Raw genomic sequence first — 17,106 nt, 5'->3', positions numbered from 1 at the left:
ATCGCACGATCCCCTCGGGCCCTACCGGTCCTTGGCCAGCGCGACGAGTTCGGCGAACAGACCGCCCGCGCCGGTCAGCTCCTCGTATCCGCCCTGCTCGATCACACGCCCCTCGCTCATGACGACGATGCGGTCGGCCAGGCGCGTGTTCTCGAGCTGGTGGGTGACGACGACGGTGATGCGTTCGGCGGCGATGCGCCTGACCTCCAGGAAGATCCGGTGCTCCCCGCGGGGGTCCATCTGCGAGGTGGGCTCGTCCAGGATCAGCAGTGGGGTCCGCCGGTACAGCGCGCGTGCGCAGGCGAGGCGCTGCCACTGGCCGCCGGACAGCTCGGCGCCGCCCCACAGCTCCTTGGCGAGGAGGGTGTCGAGCTCGTGAGGCAGCTTCTCGACGGCCTCGCGCATGCCGACGGCGTCTACGGCCTCCCACACCGGACCGTCGTCGTACGTCCTGGGCTGGCCGAGGGTGATGTTCTCGCGTGCGCGCAGCGGCCAGCAGGCGAAGTTCTGCGGGACGAGGGCGGTCCGCTTCCACACGGCGTCGGGGTCGGCCCCGGCCAGGTCGGTGCCGTCCCACAGGACGCGGCCCTTGTCGGCGAGGACGATGCCGGTGATCAGCTTGGCCAGCGTGGACTTGCCCGAGCCGTTCTCGCCGACGACGGCCAGGATCTCGCCGCGGCGCAGGGTGAGCGAGACGCCGTCGACGGCGGGTTCGTCCTTGCCCGGGTACTGGTACACGACCTCGTCGAGCCGGATCTCGTCCACCCGGTCCGGGACGGTCAGCCCGCCGCGCGCGGGGGCGCGCTCGCCGGCCATGTCCAGGAAGGAGCGCATGTCCGCCAGATACAGCGACGTGTGGAACATCGCCGCGCCGTGGACGACGAACTGCGACAGGGCGGCCAGCGTGCTCTGGACGGCGACCACCGCGGTGGCCGCGACCGGCAGGGCGACGCGGCCGGTCGTCGCCAGCCACGCCAGCGTGGCCCAGGTGCCCAGCAGGAACACCCCGCCCAGGGCGCTCGTCGCCAGCACGATGCGCAGCATCCGGGGCGCGGCGGTGAGCGTGCGCCGGTCGATGCGGTCGGACAGGGCGCGGTACCAGTACACGAGGTAGCCGGTCATGCCGTTGGCGCGGACCTCGTCCCCGTAGCGTGAGTAGGTGGCCCACCAGCGCATCATGGAGCGGACGTTGCGGTCGCCGACGTTGAGGTAGTGGGTCTCGTAGTCCACGCGGGCGGACAGGACGGCGCCGACGCCGGCGGGGATCACGGCCAGCAGGAGCACCGGCAGCAGCATCCAGTGCAGCGCCGTGACGACGCTGCTCGCGGCGCCCATGCGGACCAGGGCGGCCATGAACCGCTGGGCGTCCTGCACCATCAGCCGGGTGCGGGTGACGCCGACCTCGGCGGCCTCCTGCCGGTCGGCGAATCCGTCCTCCCCGTACGCGGAGGCCTCGACGCGGCACACGGCGGAGACGAGCGCGAGGTCCGCCTCGGTCGTCAGCAGCGGCGTGATGCGCCCGTCCGCGTACGAGGACAGGGCGCTGCTGATCCGGCCGAGGCCCGCGGCGGCCGTCACCACGAGCAGCGCGGGCAGTGCGGCGTGCAGGCGTGCCGACACGGTGCCGGTGCCGAGGACGTGCGTCATGGCCTGCGCGGTGAACGCGAGGACGAGGGCGGCCGCGGCGCCGGTGAGGAGCTGGCACACGAGGAGCAGGACGACGCCGGGTCTGTCGACGGCCCAGGCCATCCGCGCGGTGTGCCCGAGCACGGAGGGCAGCCGCCTGCACATCGCCCCGAAACCGGCCTCCGCCAGCGGATTCCTGCCGTATTCGCCCTCGAAGGTGATGGTGGCCGGGGGTGGCGGGGGAGGGGTCTTCGCGTTCGCAGTCGAGGTGTCGGTCTCAGTCACCTGCATCCCTCCCTGGGGTCGTCACCGCACCCGGACGGCTCGGCGGTGCACGGCTCAACGACCTGCCGGAGGAATCGAACACGCCTGCTTCCGGACGCGCTCGACCCCTTGCGACGCAAGGGGTCGAACACGCGGTCGCAGTGCTGAGGCCGCCGTCGGGCGCTCGGGGTTGGCCGAAACGCCGGTGCCCGTGACGCATGGGACGCACGGGATTTCCCGACAGCCGCCGTCGCCCTGGCGCGGGGAGGCTTTGCTCAGACCGCCAGGGCCGGGACGTACGCGCCGGTGACCGCGTCGACCTGTTCGTAACCGGTGCGCAGCAGGAAGGTGTTGAGGCGACCGTAGGACTTGGCGCCGAGGATGAAGAAGTGCGGCTCCGGGTTGCGCAGGGCGTCGACGCCGACGGCGGGCTGGGCGAGGCAGTTGCCGCCCGCCGAGCCGAGCAGGGTGGCGGAGAGGTTCATGGGGGCGGCCGTGGCGTAGCACTCGTGGACCTGCAACTGCCGGTAGAGGGAGGCGTCCCCGACGTAGCCGGTCAGCGACACGACGTGATCGCAGACGACCTCCCCCGGACCGTCCGCGGTGGCCAGGGTGACGTGGACGCGGCCCCCGTCGGAGGCGAGGGCCTGGACCTGGGCGCCGGTGTGGACCGTGACGTTGCCATGGGCGCCGCCGGCGAACGCCCGGGAGGTCTCGACGAGGTGCCGGCGGCCGGGCAGTGTGTCGTCGGGCACGGCTCCCCAGTCGGGCGCGGCGCTGCGCACGACCCACTCGACCCGGGTGCCGGGCAGCGCTGCGAGGTCGCGCGCGGCGGTCTGCGCGGACTTCCCGGCGCCCACGAGCAGGACCGTGCCGGCCCAGCGCACCCGGTCCTCGACGGCGGGGAGCGTACGGGTGATCCGGTGGGCGAGGGCCCGCTCCCCGCGGGCCGGGATGCCGCCGGCGCCCAGGGTGTTGGGGACCGCGTAGGTGCCGGTGCAGTCCAGGACGAGGTCCGCCTCCGCCGTCTCCTCACCGTCTGGCCCGTCGAGGAGGAGCGTGAAGGGGGCCGCGGCGCGGGCGCCAGAGCCGATCTGCTCGTGCTTCAGCAGGCCTGTGCGGGCGACGCCGACGACACGGGTCCGCAGCCGTATCCGGTCGGCGAGCACGGGCAGTGCGGCGACCGGATCCAGCAGACGGTCCGCCAGCTCCGCCCCGGTGGGGCAGTCCTGGCCGGTCGGGGCGTGCCGCAGCAGGGCGCGCATCCGGTGGGACACGTTGAGGTCCCACGGGGTGAACAGGCGCACATGGCCCCAGGCGCGCACATGGGCGGCGACCGTGTCCCCGGCCTCGTAGACGGTGAAGGTCCGCCCGGCGGCGGCGCAGGCGAGTGCGGCGTCGAGGCCGACGGGACCGGAGCCGAGGATCGCGACGTGGTGCTGCATGGTGAACTCCTTTGCCGTACGGGTCACATGGCGCAGTGGACGGGGCGGGGCAGGCTGCCGTCGGCGAGACGGGCGGCGAAGAACCGCTCGGTCACGAGCTGTTGGCCCGTGACGAGCGAAGTTCCGGCGGGGGCGAGATGCATGTCCGGGCTGGTGCCCAGGTCGGCTCCGGCGGGGTGCCAGTGCAGCCCGCCGGCGGTGACGGTCAGCTCCGGGATGCTGGAGTCCTCACCGATCTCCACCCCGGTCTCCGAGAAGCCGCGGCGCAGCAGCGGGCGTACGGCGAAGTGGTCTGCGGGCAGCCCGAGTCCGGCCAGCAGTTCGGCGACCGCGGGGACCTCGTGCGTGTTCTCGGGCGTCTCGGTGAGGGCGACGCGCGGCGGCAGACCGAGGTCGATCAGTTGGCGGATGCCGTCCATGGTGCGCCGCCAGGAGCCGTCGCCGCGGTGCGCGTCGTGGGCGGCGGCGGTGGCGCCGTCCAGGGACGTCTGGACAGTGAGCTTGCGGTCGGCGAGGTCCGCCAGCCCGGCGGCCCGGCGGCCGCGCAGCAGCATCGCGTTGGTCATGACGACGGTCGGCAGCCGCGTGGTGGCGTGGTCGAGCAGGCTCACGATCTCCGGGTGGAGGAAGGGCTCACCGCCGGTGAGGTACAGGTCGGTGAACCCGGCGTCCACGGCCTCGTCCACGCGGGCCCGGAAGGCGTCGGTGGTCAGGGTCCGGGGCGCGGCCTTCGGGGAGGACGCGACGGCGCAGTAGTCGCAGGCCAGGTTGCAGTGGAAGTTGGTGTAGATCCACAGCCGGGACGGGAAGTACGGGGTGCCGAACAGTGGAACCACCGGCCTGTGGGCACCACTTGGACCGTCGGGCCCCGGGTCCTCAAGGGCCCGGGGCGTGGTCTCGCCCCAGCCCTCGTCGGCGGGCCGGAAGCCGGACGGCAGCGTGGAGCGGTAGAGGTGATAGCGGCCCCGGGAGCGTTCGCGCGGCGGCAGGACCTCCAGGCAGGTGGTCCACCAGCCGGTCTCCACCGTCTCGACGAACACCTCGGGCAGCCCGGCGGCCCGCATCGAGCGCGCCTGCGCCCGCCAGTCGTAGGCGAGCGGTACGAGTTCGGCCTCGACGCGCCCGTCGGCCAGGTCGAGGATCGCGTACCAGACCTCGCGGCGGCCGTCGTTGGCCGGTTTGCCGACCACGCCGACGTTGACGGCCAGCGTGTCGCCGATGCGCCGCTGCCAGGGCAGGCCGCTGTGGGTGCACAGCACCACGTCGGCGCCGGACGCCGCGGTGCGCAGCCGGTGCTCGTCCTCCGGCAGCGACTCCCACCAGAAGTCGTTCAGGGCCAGCGTCGAGCCGTGCACCATGTGCACGTCCACGCCGTCGATCGTCTCCCGGCGCTCGGTGGGCAGGGTCCCCATCCAGGCGGCGAAGTCGCGGCCCGTGGTGGCGAGCGTGTGGTCGTAGACGATCTGGGCGTACTCGTTGTCCTTCGGGTCGCGGTAGCCGCAGCCGCAGTCGGCGTCGCCGCGGGCGATCGCCACGTCGTAGTTGCCCGCGACGCACTCGACGCCGTTGTCCGTCAGGATCGGCCACAGGGCGTCCACGTCGGCGCCGAAGCCGCCGAGGTCGCCCAGGCAGAACAGCCGCTCGGCGCCCCGGGCGCGCGCGTCGTCGACGAACGCCTGCAGGGCGTACGGGTTGCCGTAGGGGCCTCCGCATACTGCGATGCGCACAGCGATGGTCTCCAGTCTCCAGAGGGAACGGGCAGGGGTGTCAGGACCGTTCGGCGCGGGCGCCGCGCGTCGCCCGCCCGCGGCCGAGGAGCCCGGGGCCGGCGGCATAGCGGTCGCGGATGGTCTCGGTGTCGACGCCCGCGAAGTACAGCAGCTTCAGGTACTGCATGAAGGCGATCATGCGCCAGGTGCCGTGGGCGGTGAACCGGCGCGAGGAGGCCGTCGACGTGGCGGGCAGCAGGCGCAGTTCGCCCCGCCGGTGCAGCCGCCGGGACATCTCCAGATCCTCCATGAGGGCCAGGTCGGGGAAGCCGCCCAGCTCGTCGAAGACGCCGCGGCGGGCGAACATGGCCTGGTCGCCGAAGATGTGGTGCAGCCGGCGGGCCCTGGCGTTCGAGGACCACGCCAGATAGTTCAGGCCGGGTGTGCGGCGGTCGAAGCGGATGGTCAGCCCGCCGCCGACCACCGCCGGGTCGGCCAGGCAGGCGCGGATCTGGCCGAGCGCCGCCGGGTCGACGGTGGTGTCGGCGTGGACGAACCAGAGCACGTCGCCGCGGGCGTGCCGGGCGCCTTCGTTCATCTGCTTCGCCCGGCCGCGTGCGCTGTGGACCACCGTGGCGTGGGCGGCGGCGAGTTCGACGGTGGCGTCGGTGGAGCCGCCGTCGACGACGATCAGCTCGCAGTCGTGGAAGTCCCGGCACAGGCGGCTCAACGCGGCCTGCACGGTGGCTTCCTCGTTCAGGACCGGGACGACGATCGACACCTTGCTCACAGCGCCTCCGCGGGCCGGAGCGGCGCGGCGCTCCCGGGCGGCACCGCCGGAGCGGGAGCGAGCACGGGGTGCGACCGGGGCGCCTCAGCGGTGGCCGAAGGCGTACGGCGAGGACTCATGAGCCGAACCGGTAGACGGTGCCGACCGGGGCCACGGGGCCCAGCCCGGGCAGGGCGTGGGCGGCCAGGGCGGCGAAGGTGTCCTTGCTCGCGGCCATCCGGGCCAACAGCGCCTCGACCGGCTCCGGTTCGGGTGCGACCCCGTTGGCGTGGTCGGTGACGAAACCGACCAGGGCCATCGGCAGTTCGGCCTCCCCGGACAGCACCACCTCCGGGCCGGCCGTCTGGCTGACGGCGGTGACGCCCGCCGCCGCCAGGGCCGCGATCTCCGGGCGGCTGTTGAAACGGGGGCCGTCCACATGCCCGTACACGCCCCGGGTGACCACGGGTGCTCCGGTGTGTGCGGCGGCGGCGATCAGCGCCTGGCGCAGCGGCTCGCTGAACGGCCGGTCGAAGATCCAGTGGCCGCGTCCGGCGGCGCCGGGGGTGTCGTACCAGGTGCAGGCGGAGCCGTCGGGCAGCCGGTTGCCGGGAAAGTACAGGTCGTCGAAGACCACCAGCGAACCGGGCGCGGCGGCCGGATCGACCGCGCCGCACACCGTGAACGACACCAGCGCGTCGACCTCGCAGGCGAGCAGGGCCGCGAGATTCGCCCGGTGGTCGACCTGGTGGGACAGCCGGTGGTGACCGGCGCCGTGCCGGGACAGCTGAACCAGTTCGGCGCCCTTCAGACGGCCCTCGGTGACGGTCACCTGCCCGTACTCGGTCGTGACGGTGCGCTGGGCCGCGTCCTCCAGGTGCGGCCAGTCGTAGCTGCCTGAGCCGGTGATGACTCCTATGCGCATGGGGTTATCTCTCCTGTGGGCCGGGACGGCGGACGGATGAATGAACGGTTGTACCTACGGTCGTTCGGACTTCGACGAGCGGGAGCAGCGTGCGCAGTTCGGCGTTCTCGGCCGGGTCGAGCACCGCGTGCTGCACACACGCGGGCACCACCATGCCCTCCTCAGGGTGCGCCATCGCGTAGTGGCAGGCGGCCAGCCGCTCCTGCGCCTCGAGCAGCCGGGGCTCCGTCGCCCGCTCGCCGCGCCGCATCATCTCCCAGGCGGGGGCGACGACTTCGGCGTCCATGAACTGATGCATCACAAAGGTGACCGGCCGGACACGGCAGCGGTGCCGCAGCAGCCGCCCCACCCCGACCCGGCCGGCGGTACGGGCCAGCCAGCACACCGCGACCACCACGGTCGAGGGGTGGCGGGCCACGACACGGGCCAGCTTCGCCGCGAGCAGGGCGGGCGGCGTGCCGGTGAAACTCACCTTGCCGAAGTACCGGAAGAAGGCGTCGCGCACGGCCAGATCGCGCGGATCATCCTCCTCCAGGAACGGATACCAGCGCCGGCCGACGTAGAAGCCGTAGGCGGTGCGGTTGCAGCGCACGTCGCCGTTCTCGAAGACCCGGTATCCGAGGGTGCGGCCGGCGCCGCGCCCGATCTCCGCCCACACCGCTTCCGGGGTCGCCTCGCGGTACGACTCCTTCCAGCGGCGCTCGTCGCCGAGGAACGCGGCGGGCTGGAAGGAGAACATGCCGTACCCCATGGCGTGGCAGTCCCGGACGACACCGGCGACCTCGTCCAGATTGCCGGGCGTGACGGTCATGTTGTGCGCGAGGAAGTACCGCACCCCGTGTTCCCGCCGCAGTCGCGCGAACATGGCGGCGAACCGCTGCCGGTACGGGTTCAGCGACCGCTCGTCGGGCGGGCGCTCGATGCCGCGCCTGCCGTACATGAACCGGTCGAAATGCGCGGCGAACGACAGCCGGCGAAAGCGCCGCCGACCGTCCTCGCCGAGGGCGAGCCGCTCCAGGTGGTCGTAGTCGAAGTCGCCGTGCGTGAAGCTCATCGGCTCCCGGCCCTCGGCGCGCATGATCTCCAGGGCGGCGGCGTGCTCGTCCGGCGGGAGCAGGCTCACCTCGCCGCCGATGAGCTGGGCGTGGGCGCGCGGGCCGCGCAGCCTGCGCAACAGGCCCATCTGCGCGGCCACTTGCCGACGGGTGTGCGGGCCGTCGACCCGGACCTGGTTCGCGTCCCGCGAGTGGTAGCAGGGCGTGCACTTCAGGTTGCACCGGGGGAAGACACCGTGCGTGCCTTCACAGCCCACCCCGTGCCGCCCGAGGATCTGTCCGGGCGTCTTGACGACGTCGGGCAGTTCGGCCCACCGGCGTGCCATCGCGGCCACGAACTCGGGGTCGTAGGGCCGGGTCGCCCGGTCCAGGGCCCGCAGCCGCGCCAGGATTCCCATCGGTCACATCTCCGTTTCCGGTTCGTACGAGGAGCGGCGGAGGATCACGGCCGGACCTTCCTGTGCAGCCCCAGCAGCGCGCCGGTCAGCGGGCGGGCCCGGGCGAGGCGGGCGTACACGTCCGTGAGGGCCGTGTGCCAGGGCCCGTCGGTGTAACTGGGGTACGGGTGCACGGTTCTGGCGTACTGCGACGGCGTCCAGCCGAGCCGCACCGCCGTCGCCAGGTGCGCGATGGTCTCCCCGGCGCGCGGGGCGACCACGGTCGCGCCGGCGATCCGGCCGCGGCCGTCCAGCACCAGGCGGGTGAAGCCGTCCACGCGGCCGTCGGCGACGGCCCGGTCGACCCGGTCGTGGTCCACGGTGAGGGTGCGGGCCCCCTCGGCGGAGGTCAGGCCCACGCGGGCCACCTCCGGGTCGGTGTACGTCACCCAGGGCACCGCGGCGTAGTCGATCCGGCGCCGCGCGCCCAGCAGCGCGTCCGCGGCGGCGGCCCCGCCCTGCACCCCGCCCAGGTGCGTGAAGGCGGAGCGGCCGGTGACGTCCCCGGCCGCGTAGACCCGCGGATTGGCGGTGCGCAACCGGTCGTCCACCCGGACGTCGCCACCCTCGGTCAGCTCCACGCCGGCGGCCTCCAGTCCGAGGCCGCCGGTGTTCGCACGGCGGCCGGTGACGGCCAGGAGCGCGTCGTACGGCAGGGGGTCGCCCGGGCCGTGCACGGCGCCGCCGTCGACCTTCGCGGCCCGGTAGCCCGTGCGTACCGTCACCCCCTCGGCCGTCAGCCGCTCCTCCACGAGAGTGGAGGCACGGGGTTCCTCGCGCGGCAGCAACCGGTCCGCGGCCTCCACGAGGGTGACCTCGGAGCCGAGCCGGGCGAAGGCCTGCCCCAGTTCGCAGCCGATGGCCCCGCCGCCCAGCACCACCAGCCGCCCCGGCAGCGCGGTCAGGCCCCACACGGTGTCGCTGGTCAGGGGGCCGGCCTCGGCGAGACCCGGGACGGGGACCAGGGAGGGGGCCGAGCCGGTGGCGATCACCGCGTACCGGAACGCCACCTCGCGCTCGGCCTCCACCCGCAGCGTCCGCGGTCCGGTGAAGACGGCGGCCCCGTGGGCCACCTCGACACCGAAGGCGTGCAGGGACTCGACCGAGTCGTGCGGCTCGATCGCCCCGATCGCCTGCCTGACGTGCGCCATGGCGGCCGCCAGGTCCGCCGGACCGTGCGGCGCCCGCAGCCCGTACCGCCCCACCCCGCGCGCGGCCTGTACCTCGGCGGCCACATGCAGCAGCGCCTTGGAGGGCACGCACCCGGTCCACAGGCAGTCACCGCCCAGCCGGTCCCGCTCGACCAGCAGCACGCGGGCGCCGAGACGGCCGGCGGTCCGGGCTGCGGTCAGGCCGGCGCTGCCGCCGCCGATCACCACCAGGTCGTACGTCGCGTCGCTCCGCGCGGGCTGTCCCCTGCTCATCGGCCGCCTCACTCGCCTCTCTTGTTCCGCTGCGGCAAGGAAACCCGCCGGGGCGGCCGCTGCCTTCCCTCCGGGCACGACTCATTCGACACGCCGTGCGGCACGGGGAGGCCCACTCCCGGTCTGGCGTGTCGGGCACAAGGGTCCGGCACAAGGGTCCGGCGGTCCGGCACAAGGTCCGGCACAACGGAATGCCGTCCGCGCCGCGGCGGGTTCCCGGCGCACGACGGCACACGCCGCCGTGACCCGTCCGTCGCCTGCCACAGGGGAGAACATGACGACCGATGTCCCGACCGGCTCCACGACCACTGCGCGCTCTTCGACCACCGCGGGTTCCGTGACGGACGCCGTCAAGGAGTACTACGGCACGGTGCTGTCGTCCTCACAGGACCTGAAGACCTCCGCCTGCTGCATCGCCGAGCCGCCGCCGGCCCACATCGCCGACGCCCTCACCCGGGTGCACGACGAGGTCCAGGACCGCTTCTACGGCTGCGGTTCCCCGATCCCGGCCGCCGTCGACGGCATCACCGTCCTCGACCTGGGCTGCGGCAGCGGGCGCGACGCGTTCGTCCTGTCCCAGCTCGTCGGCGCCGAGGGCCGGGTCGTCGGCGTCGACATGACGGAGGAACAACTGGCCGTGGCCCGCCGCCACCAGGACTGGCACGCGGAGCGTTTCGGGTACGCCAACACGGAGTTCCACCAGGGCTACATCGAGGACCTGGCCGCCGCCGGGGTCGCGGACGGCTCCGTCGACCTGGTCGTCTCCAACTGCGTGCTGAACCTCTCCCCGGACAAGCCGCGGGTCTTCCGGGAGATCTTCCGGGTCCTCAAGCCCGGCGGCGAGCTGTACTTCTCCGACGTCTTCGCCGACCGCCGCCTGCCCGCCGCGCTCATGGACGACCCGGAGCTGGTCGGCGAATGCCTCGCCGGCGCCCTCTACACGGAGGACTTCCGCCGGCTGATGCAGGCGTCCGGCTGCGCGGACGCCCGTACGGTCGCCACCACGCCCATCACACTGAGCAGCCCGGAGATCGAGCGGAAGATCGGCTTCGCCGCCTTCACCTCACGCACCGTCCGCGCCTTCAAGCTGCCGCTGGAGGACCGCTGCGAGGACTACGGGCAGATCGCCGTCTACCGGGGCACGATCACCGAGCACCCGCACGCCTTCGACCTCGACGACCACCACCGCTTCCACACCGGCAGGCCGGTGCTGGTCTGCGGCAACACCGCCGACATGCTGGAACGGACGCGCTACGCCCCGCACTTCACCGTGACCGGCGCCAAGGAGACGCACTTCGGCCTGTTCCCCTGCGCACCCGCCGGCGCCACGGCGACCGGCGCCTCGGCCTCGGCGGCCGCCTGCTGCTGAACCGGGCCGGGCGGGACCGGCTCCCGGGCCTCGACCGCTGGACCGGGCGGGGCCGTGCTGCCCCGGGCCGTGCCGGGACCGGGCTGCGACCGCCGGGCCGGCACAGGCCGCACCGCCGGTACCGGCCCGGCGACCACGGCCCCAACACCGCTACCGGCCCCGGCGGTTCACGGCCCGGGACGCGGCGGCGCGGCGAGCCGCCGGGCGAAGCGGCGCACGCGGACGGAGGCGAGCGATTCCGGCGTGCGCCGCGGGCTGCGCCGCAGCGAGGCCTTGATCAACCGCAACGTCTGCAGGGAGCCGCTGCACGCCCGGCAGCAGGCGATGTGCGCGGCCACACGCACCTGACGGCGCCCGGTGAGCTCCCCGTCGGCGAATGCCTCCACCGCACCGCAGAACCGCAGGTGCCGTAGTCTCTCCCGGCCTTCCGCCCACAATTGGCGTGACCCGGGGACGCGCTGCCTCTTCATGGACCGGAAACCCGGGACGCGGGACGGTACATTCCGATCGCCGCCGAGCACCCCGCACGATCACCCACCACGAGGAGCCATCGCGTTGGACGAGTACGAGTGGCGCCGCTATCTCGCCGCCTACCACGACGACCGTCCCGGCATCACCGAGCGGTTCTTCGAGCGGGCCGACGCCTCCCCGCACGTCTGGCTGGCCGAGCCGCTGCGCTCGGCGACCGGCACCGTACTCGACCTGGCCTGCGGCACGGCGCCGCTGCGCCCCCTGCTGCCGGACGCCGACTGGGTCGGCATCGACTCCTCGCAGGGCGAACTGGCCGCGGCCGCCCGGCTCGGCCGCGGGCCGCTCGTCCGGGCGACGGCCGACGCCCTCCCGCTGCCGTCGGCGAGCGTGGGCGCCGTCTGCGCGTCGATGTGCCTGCCGGTGCTCACCCCGCTGCCGCGGGTGCTCGGCGAGGTCAGGCGGGTGCTGCGCCCCGGCGGGACGCTCGCGGCCCTCGTGCCCTCCCGTCCGGGGCTCGACCCGTCGGGGCTGCTGGGCTGGGCCAAGGTCATGCGCACACTGGGCGTGGCACGCCAGCCCTGGCCCAACCCGCGGGCCAAGGACTCCGTCGCCAAGGTGCTGCGACAGGCGGGATTCACCGTCCTGGCCGACGAACGCCGGGTCTTCACCCTCGTACTGAAGACGCCGGAGGACGCGGCCGTCCTCGTCGACGGCCTCTACCTGCCCGGGCTGCGCCCCGGACGCGCGGACGCCGCCAAGCGGGCACTCGCCGAGTGGGTCGGTGACGAACGCACCCTGCCCCTGCCGCTGCGCCGCGTCCTCGCGACGACGGAGCGGTGACCGTGCCCCTGCCTGTACGCCCCGCTGTCGGTGAGCACGCCCGCGAGCACGCCCGCAAGGACGCCGCCGGCCGGCGAAACCGGGAGCATGGAATGTTTTCGTCCCGTCGGCGGGTTTCCGCCGCGTGGAAGAAGAAGTGACCGCGTCGCCGGATGCGGCCGACCCTCGTGGCAAGGCGTTCGCCGCCTATGTGCTGCCCGAGGTGGAGGTGCTGCTGCGGGTGGCGATGACGCTCACCGTGCAGCCCGCCGACGCCGAGGACCTGGTGCAGGACACGCTGCTGCGCGCGTACCGGGCCGTCGACCGTTTCGACGGGAGACACCCCCGTGCCTGGCTGCTGACGATCATGCGGCGGGCCGAGATCAACCGTCACCGCCGTCGCTGTCCGCACCTCCTGGACGATCCCGACGCCGACCTGGACCGGCTCAGCTCCACGGGCGCCGGCGGGTCGGCGGAGGAGATCGTGGTCGGGGAGGCGTTCGACGAGGTGGTCGACGAGGCCCTGCGCGCACTGCCGGACAAGCACCGCCAGGTGGTGCAGTTGGTGGACGTGGACGGCCTCACGTACGCGGAGGCCGCCCGGCTGCTGGACGTGCCGGAAGGCACCGTGATGAGCCGGCTGCACCGGGCGCGCAAACGGATCCGGACTCGGCTGGCCGCTGCCGGACTGGCACCGAAACGAGGTGTGATGTGACCAGGCACCCATGGTGGCGGCGCTCGACGGCCGAACGCCGGATGCTGCGACAGATGACAGCGTGCCTGCGCGCCGGCCGGCTGCTGCAGTCCTACCTCGACGGCGAGATCGACGAGGTCACCGCCCGCCGGGTCGCGGCCCATGTGAAGGACTGCCGCCGCTGCGGCCTCGAGGCATCGGTCTACGAGGAGATCCACCAGGCCCTGGCCCGACGGGCCGCACCGGACACCGGGGCCGTGGACCGGCTGCGCGCGTTCGGCGCGTCGCTCCTGGACGACCCGCCCGCCGCGGACGGAAATCCGGGCCCACCGCCCCGCACGGGAGCCTAGCCACAGCGCTTCCGTTCGACGTCCACGAGAAGCTCAGCGACCGGGGCTCCCCGACGGCGTGCGGGACCGGATCCGCCGGGCCGCCCACCACCCGCCGGCGCTCAGGACCACGAGTCCCGTCAACGCCGCCCACAGCACGGGCGATTCGGGCCTCCCCAGCGAATCGCCCAGGCCGGTGTAGACCAGCGTGCCGGGCACGATGCCCAGGGCGGTGGCCGCCACGTACGGCCGGAACCGGACACCGGTCACCCCGGCCCCGTAGTTGATGACGGCGAACGGGAACAGCGGCACCAGGCGCAGCAGCAGTACGGCCACGAAACCGCGGCGTGCCAGATGCGCGTCGAGGCGGGCCAGTCGTCCCGATCCGGCGAAGCGCGCCACCGCCGGGCGCCCCAGTCGGCGCGCGAGACCGAAGGAGAGCGCGGCGCCGGCCGTGGCTCCGACCAGCACGGTCGCCGCACCCAGCGGCAGCCCGAACAGGGCGCCGGCGGACGCGGTGAGCACGGAGCCCGGCAGAAGCGCGGTCACCGCCACGGCGTAGCAGAGCGCGAAGACCAGCGGGCCCCAGAAACCGAGCGAGTCGACCCACTGCCGTACGTCCTCCAGGAGACCGCCACCGCCCAGGAGCACCGCGCAGCCGAGACCGGCCAACAGCAGTGCCAGGACCGCCAGTTTGACCATCGGCCCCCGGGTGGACGCACGGGACGGCACCGGCGCCGGCGGCCCCGGTGGGACGGACGGCACGTCGAGGGGAGTGGGTTCGGTGGCCGGCTGGTCCATGTGTGCTCCTGTTCGATGTGACGGGCCGCCGCTGCTGCCGTCCACGTGTCGTGTGGCATCCCGTACGGCTGCCGCGGCCGGCTCGCAGGGAACCCGCTCGGCCGTATGGGCATTCCACAACCGGCCCCGGCACCGGAACCTGTGCCGGGGCGTTGTGCGCTGTCGTTCAGCCGGGGAGGGCCCGTGAGCGGAAGGTACGGCGGTAGGTGTCCGGGGGCACGCCGACCGTGCGGTTGAAGTGCCGGCGCAGGGTCGTGGCGGTGCCCATGCCGGTGGCCGTCGCGATGGCCTCCACACTCTCGTCGGTGGTTTCCAGCAACTCCTGGGCGCGGCGGATCCGTTGAGTCAGCAGCCACTGCAGTGGGGTGGTGCCGGCAGCCGCCCTGAAATGGCGGCCCAGGTTGCGTGAACTCATCAGCGCCCGGCGCGCCAGGTCCTCCACGGTCAGCGGCCGGTGGAGGTTTTCGATCGCCCAGGGGAACAGCGTGGCGAGCGGGTGGTCGTCCCGGTCGGGCACCGGCGCGGTGACGAACTGGGCCTGGCCACCCGCCCGGTGGGGTGGCACGACCAGGCGGCGGGCGACGGCGTTGGCCGTCGAAGAGCCGTGGTCGAGGCGGACGAGGTGCAGGCACAGGTCCATCGCGGCGGCCTTGCCGGCGGAGGTGGAGACCCTGCCGTTGTCCACGTAGAGCACGTCCGGGTCGACCTCCACCTCGGGGTGGCGGGCGGCCAGGGCGTCGGTGTGCGCCCAGTGCGTGGTCGCACGCTTCCCGTCCAGCAGACCGGCGGCGGCCAGCACGAACGCGCCCGTGCACAGCGAGGCCACGCGCGCGCCCGCCTCGTAGGCCGCACGGACCGCGTCGACCAGGTCGGCGGGCGGGTCCACGTCGATGTCCGCCCAGCCGGGGACGATCACGGTGTCGGCGTGCCGCAGCCCGTGGAGCCCGCGGTCGGGCTCCAGCAGGAACCGGCCGACCCGCACGGCGTCCGACCCGCACAGCGCGAGGTCGTACCAGCGTCCGGCCACTCCCGCCGGTGGGAAGCCGAACACCTCGCAGGCCACGGACAGTTCGAAGTGCAGCATCCCGTCGGTGACGGCCAGCGCGACAGTACCCATGTCCGGAATTGTACGGGGCATGTCGTTCCGGACACTCACGGAGGGGTACCCGCTCTCGTCAGGATGGCCGCAGCAGATCATTCCAGGCAGCGGGCAGGGAGAGACGTCATGGGATCAGGGCAGACGGTCGCGGTGTTCGGCGCGTACGGGCACACCGGGCGGTTCGTGGTGGCACAGCTTCGGGAGCGCGGGTTCGTTCCGGTTCTCTCCGGTCGCGACGCCGGCAAGCTCCGGGCGCTGGCGGCCGCGTACCCCGGCCTCGACGCCCGGCCGGCGTCGATCGACGACGCGGCCTCGCTCGACCGTGCGCTGTCCGGCACGTCGGCCGTGATCAACTGCGCAGGGCCCTTCACCACGACCGCCGCCCCCGTGATCGAGGCGGCGCTGCGCGCCGGGATCCCGTACGTGGACGTGGCGGCCGAGATCGAGGCCAACGCCGACACGTTCGCGCAGTTCAAGGACCGCGCCCGGGCCGCGGGAATGGCGGTCGTCCCCGCGATGGCCTTCTACGGCGGCCTCGGTGACCTGCTGGCCACCGCGGCGATGGGTGACTGGACGACGGCCGACGAGGCCCACATCGCGTACGCGCTGAGCAGTTGGCACCCCACGGAGGGGACGCGGGCCGCCGGCAAGGCCGTCCAGGAGCGGCGCAACGGCCGACGGATCCGCTACACGAAGGGGCAGTTGGAGTACCACACCGACGAACTGCCCGTCCTGGACTGGCCGTTTCCAGAGCCGATGGGCACCCGGGCGGTCTTGGGGGAGTTCACGATGGCCGATGTCGTCACCATCCCCAGCCACCTGCCCATCCCCGAGGTGCGCACCTATATGACGGTCGAGGCGGGCAAGGACGTGGCCGCCCCGGAGACACCGGCGCCGGCCCCGGTCGACGACCGTGGACGATCCGCGCAGACCTTCCTCGTCGACGTCCTCGTGCGCTCCGGCGGCATCGAACGGCGCGCCACGGCGAAGGGGCAGGACATCTACGCCGTCACCGCGCCGCTCGCGGTGGAAGCGGTTCACCGCATCCTCGCCGGGCAGACCAGGACGGCCGGTGTGGCCTCCGCAGGCGAGATGTTCGACGCGCCCGACTTCCTCCGGGCCCTGTCCCCGCACATCTCCCTGGACCCGGTCCTCACCGCGGTGTGAGCACGCCGCTCTGGCGTTCGCCGGCCCGGAGACCGCGGAGCGTCCACAGTCCGTACAGAGCCAGCAGCGGTTTGACGAGGATCCACTCGCCGGGGCGGTAGTCGTCCGCACGGACGAGCCTCTCGGCGAGATCGGGGCGCTGCCGCCGCACGTAAGCACGGGCCTTGAGCGCATGAGCCGGCTGGGAGGCGATCTTGATGCGGTCGACGTCCTCGAGCAGAGGGATCACGTTCGTGATGTTCTCCCACGTCGTCCCGCTCTCCTCCTCGAGAAGCACAGAGCCGTCGAACCCGAGCACCGACTTCGCGTAGTCGGCCATCAACCGGGCCTCCGCAGCGCCACCGCCGACCGCTCCGCCGCTGAAGATCACGCGAGTACCACGCGCCTTGTCGGCGGCGACGGAGCGGATGCCGGCGCGTACTCGCCAGCGGTTGACGAGGTTCGCCGTCGCTCCCGGATTCCGGAATCCCAGCACGACCACGGCCTCGGCAGTGCCCTCACTGTGCCCCACGAGCGCGCGCGACCAGCGCCAGTTCATCCACTCGCCCCAGGCCAGGACCGCCGCCCCGGCCATCGCCGCACCTGTCCTTCGTCTCATGCGGCGACTCTAGGGCCTCTCGTTCGGATCTTGCCGGGCTCGCGTGCCCTGGTGCCGCACCTCGTTGCGTTGTCGTCAGTCGCCGACTCCCCCGTAGCCCTTCGG

Annotated in this window: 16 protein-coding genes; 5 read left to right on the top strand and 11 right to left on the bottom strand. The window is 73.4% G+C overall.

Annotated elements, in window-relative coordinates:
* Positions 1–21 precede the first annotated feature (21 nt).
* The 7 genes from ACWD01_RS31565 to ACWD01_RS31535 form a co-directional block, all read right to left on the bottom strand.
* Positions 22–1,917, bottom strand: a complete 1,896-nt coding sequence (locus ACWD01_RS31565) for an ATP-binding cassette domain-containing protein (RefSeq protein ID WP_451166621.1) — start codon at positions 1,915–1,917, stop codon at positions 22–24.
* A 248-nt stretch (positions 1,918–2,165) separates the two neighbouring features.
* Positions 2,166–3,335, bottom strand: coding sequence for a hypothetical protein (locus ACWD01_RS31560; RefSeq protein WP_451166619.1), 1,170 nt, complete (start codon positions 3,333–3,335; stop codon positions 2,166–2,168).
* Between the two features lie 23 nt (positions 3,336–3,358).
* Positions 3,359–5,062 (bottom strand): radical SAM protein, encoded by a 1,704-nt coding sequence (locus tag ACWD01_RS31555; RefSeq protein WP_451166617.1) that lies wholly within the window; start codon positions 5,060–5,062, stop codon positions 3,359–3,361.
* A gap of 40 nt (positions 5,063–5,102) precedes the next feature.
* Positions 5,103–5,834, bottom strand: coding sequence for a TIGR04283 family arsenosugar biosynthesis glycosyltransferase (locus ACWD01_RS31550; RefSeq protein WP_451166615.1), 732 nt, complete (start codon positions 5,832–5,834; stop codon positions 5,103–5,105).
* A gap of 115 nt (positions 5,835–5,949) precedes the next feature.
* Positions 5,950–6,738: an MTAP family purine nucleoside phosphorylase gene (locus tag ACWD01_RS31545; protein WP_451166613.1), complete on the bottom strand. Its 789-nt coding sequence runs from the start codon at positions 6,736–6,738 to the stop codon at positions 5,950–5,952.
* A 4-nt stretch (positions 6,739–6,742) separates the two neighbouring features.
* Positions 6,743–8,191, bottom strand: a complete 1,449-nt coding sequence (locus ACWD01_RS31540; protein WP_451166612.1) for a radical SAM domain-containing protein — start codon at positions 8,189–8,191, stop codon at positions 6,743–6,745.
* A 44-nt stretch (positions 8,192–8,235) separates the two neighbouring features.
* Positions 8,236–9,654 (bottom strand): dihydrolipoyl dehydrogenase family protein, encoded by a 1,419-nt coding sequence (locus ACWD01_RS31535; RefSeq protein ID WP_451166610.1) that lies wholly within the window; start codon positions 9,652–9,654, stop codon positions 8,236–8,238.
* 274 nt (positions 9,655–9,928) lie between these two features.
* Here ACWD01_RS31535 and ACWD01_RS31530 point away from each other — a divergent pair, with 274 nt between their 5' ends.
* Positions 9,929–11,023, top strand: a complete 1,095-nt coding sequence (locus ACWD01_RS31530) for a methyltransferase domain-containing protein (RefSeq protein ID WP_451166609.1) — start codon at positions 9,929–9,931, stop codon at positions 11,021–11,023.
* A 167-nt stretch (positions 11,024–11,190) separates the two neighbouring features.
* On the opposite strand, the gene ACWD01_RS31525 is transcribed toward ACWD01_RS31530, so the two are convergent.
* Complete coding sequence (locus ACWD01_RS31525) at positions 11,191–11,409, bottom strand: anti-sigma factor family protein (RefSeq protein WP_451166607.1); 219 nt, start codon at positions 11,407–11,409, stop codon at positions 11,191–11,193.
* Between the two features lie 169 nt (positions 11,410–11,578).
* Here ACWD01_RS31525 and ACWD01_RS31520 point away from each other — a divergent pair, with 169 nt between their 5' ends.
* The 3 genes from ACWD01_RS31520 to ACWD01_RS31510 all read left to right on the top strand — a co-directional run bounded on the left by ACWD01_RS31520 (position 11,579) and on the right by ACWD01_RS31510 (position 13,357).
* Positions 11,579–12,334 (top strand): class I SAM-dependent methyltransferase, encoded by a 756-nt coding sequence (locus tag ACWD01_RS31520; RefSeq protein ID WP_451166605.1) that lies wholly within the window; start codon positions 11,579–11,581, stop codon positions 12,332–12,334.
* Between the two features lie 136 nt (positions 12,335–12,470).
* Positions 12,471–13,028, top strand: coding sequence for an RNA polymerase sigma factor (locus tag ACWD01_RS31515; RefSeq protein ID WP_451166603.1), 558 nt, complete (start codon positions 12,471–12,473; stop codon positions 13,026–13,028).
* A 53-nt stretch (positions 13,029–13,081) separates the two neighbouring features.
* Positions 13,082–13,357: an anti-sigma factor family protein gene (locus tag ACWD01_RS31510; RefSeq protein WP_451166602.1), complete on the top strand. Its 276-nt coding sequence runs from the start codon at positions 13,082–13,084 to the stop codon at positions 13,355–13,357.
* Between the two features lie 33 nt (positions 13,358–13,390).
* Here ACWD01_RS31510 and ACWD01_RS31505 read toward each other — a convergent pair whose 3' ends face one another.
* Positions 13,391–14,137 carry a TVP38/TMEM64 family protein gene (locus tag ACWD01_RS31505; RefSeq protein ID WP_451166600.1) on the bottom strand — a complete coding sequence of 249 codons (747 nt, stop codon included), beginning with the start codon at positions 14,135–14,137 and terminating at the stop codon, positions 13,391–13,393.
* Between the two features lie 166 nt (positions 14,138–14,303).
* Positions 14,304–15,254: a helix-turn-helix domain-containing protein gene (locus ACWD01_RS31500; protein ID WP_451166598.1), complete on the bottom strand. Its 951-nt coding sequence runs from the start codon at positions 15,252–15,254 to the stop codon at positions 14,304–14,306.
* Positions 15,255–15,362: 108 nt separating this feature from the next.
* Here ACWD01_RS31500 and ACWD01_RS31495 point away from each other — a divergent pair, with 108 nt between their 5' ends.
* Entirely contained in the window at positions 15,363–16,403 is a 1,041-nt protein-coding gene (locus ACWD01_RS31495) for a saccharopine dehydrogenase family protein (protein WP_451166597.1), read from the top strand.
* Here the strand turns inward: ACWD01_RS31495 and ACWD01_RS31490 are convergent.
* Positions 16,390–17,001, bottom strand: a complete 612-nt coding sequence (locus tag ACWD01_RS31490) for a YdcF family protein (RefSeq protein WP_451166596.1) — start codon at positions 16,999–17,001, stop codon at positions 16,390–16,392. The two genes, ACWD01_RS31495 and ACWD01_RS31490, sit on opposite strands and share 14 nt — an antisense overlap.
* Positions 17,002–17,106: the final 105 nt, after the last annotated feature.

It is taken from the genome of Streptomyces sp. NPDC002835, from assembly GCF_053591995.1.
Note: the sequence above shows the minus strand (reverse complement) of the source record. Positions and strands in the feature narration are given on the sequence as shown.

Bases quoted from the DNA above. Each gene is read 5' to 3' on its own strand.
- ACWD01_RS31490 (WP_451166596.1), bottom strand. From the start codon at position 17,001: ATGAGACGAAGGACAGGTGCGGCGATGGCCGGGGCGGCGGTCCTGGCC.
- ACWD01_RS31565 (WP_451166621.1), bottom strand. From the start codon at position 1,917: ATGCAGGTGACTGAGACCGACACCTCGACTGCGAACGCGAAGACCCCT.
- ACWD01_RS31530 (WP_451166609.1), top strand. From the start codon at position 9,929: ATGACGACCGATGTCCCGACCGGCTCCACGACCACTGCGCGCTCTTCG.
- ACWD01_RS31540 (WP_451166612.1), bottom strand. From the start codon at position 8,191: ATGGGAATCCTGGCGCGGCTGCGGGCCCTGGACCGGGCGACCCGGCCC.
- ACWD01_RS31545 (WP_451166613.1), bottom strand. From the start codon at position 6,738: ATGCGCATAGGAGTCATCACCGGCTCAGGCAGCTACGACTGGCCGCAC.
- ACWD01_RS31560 (WP_451166619.1), bottom strand. From the start codon at position 3,335: ATGCAGCACCACGTCGCGATCCTCGGCTCCGGTCCCGTCGGCCTCGAC.
- ACWD01_RS31500 (WP_451166598.1), bottom strand. From the start codon at position 15,254: ATGGGTACTGTCGCGCTGGCCGTCACCGACGGGATGCTGCACTTCGAA.
- ACWD01_RS31495 (WP_451166597.1), top strand. From the start codon at position 15,363: ATGGGATCAGGGCAGACGGTCGCGGTGTTCGGCGCGTACGGGCACACC.
- ACWD01_RS31510 (WP_451166602.1), top strand. From the start codon at position 13,082: ATGACAGCGTGCCTGCGCGCCGGCCGGCTGCTGCAGTCCTACCTCGAC.
- ACWD01_RS31505 (WP_451166600.1), bottom strand. From the start codon at position 14,137: ATGGACCAGCCGGCCACCGAACCCACTCCCCTCGACGTGCCGTCCGTC.
- ACWD01_RS31535 (WP_451166610.1), bottom strand. From the start codon at position 9,654: ATGAGCAGGGGACAGCCCGCGCGGAGCGACGCGACGTACGACCTGGTG.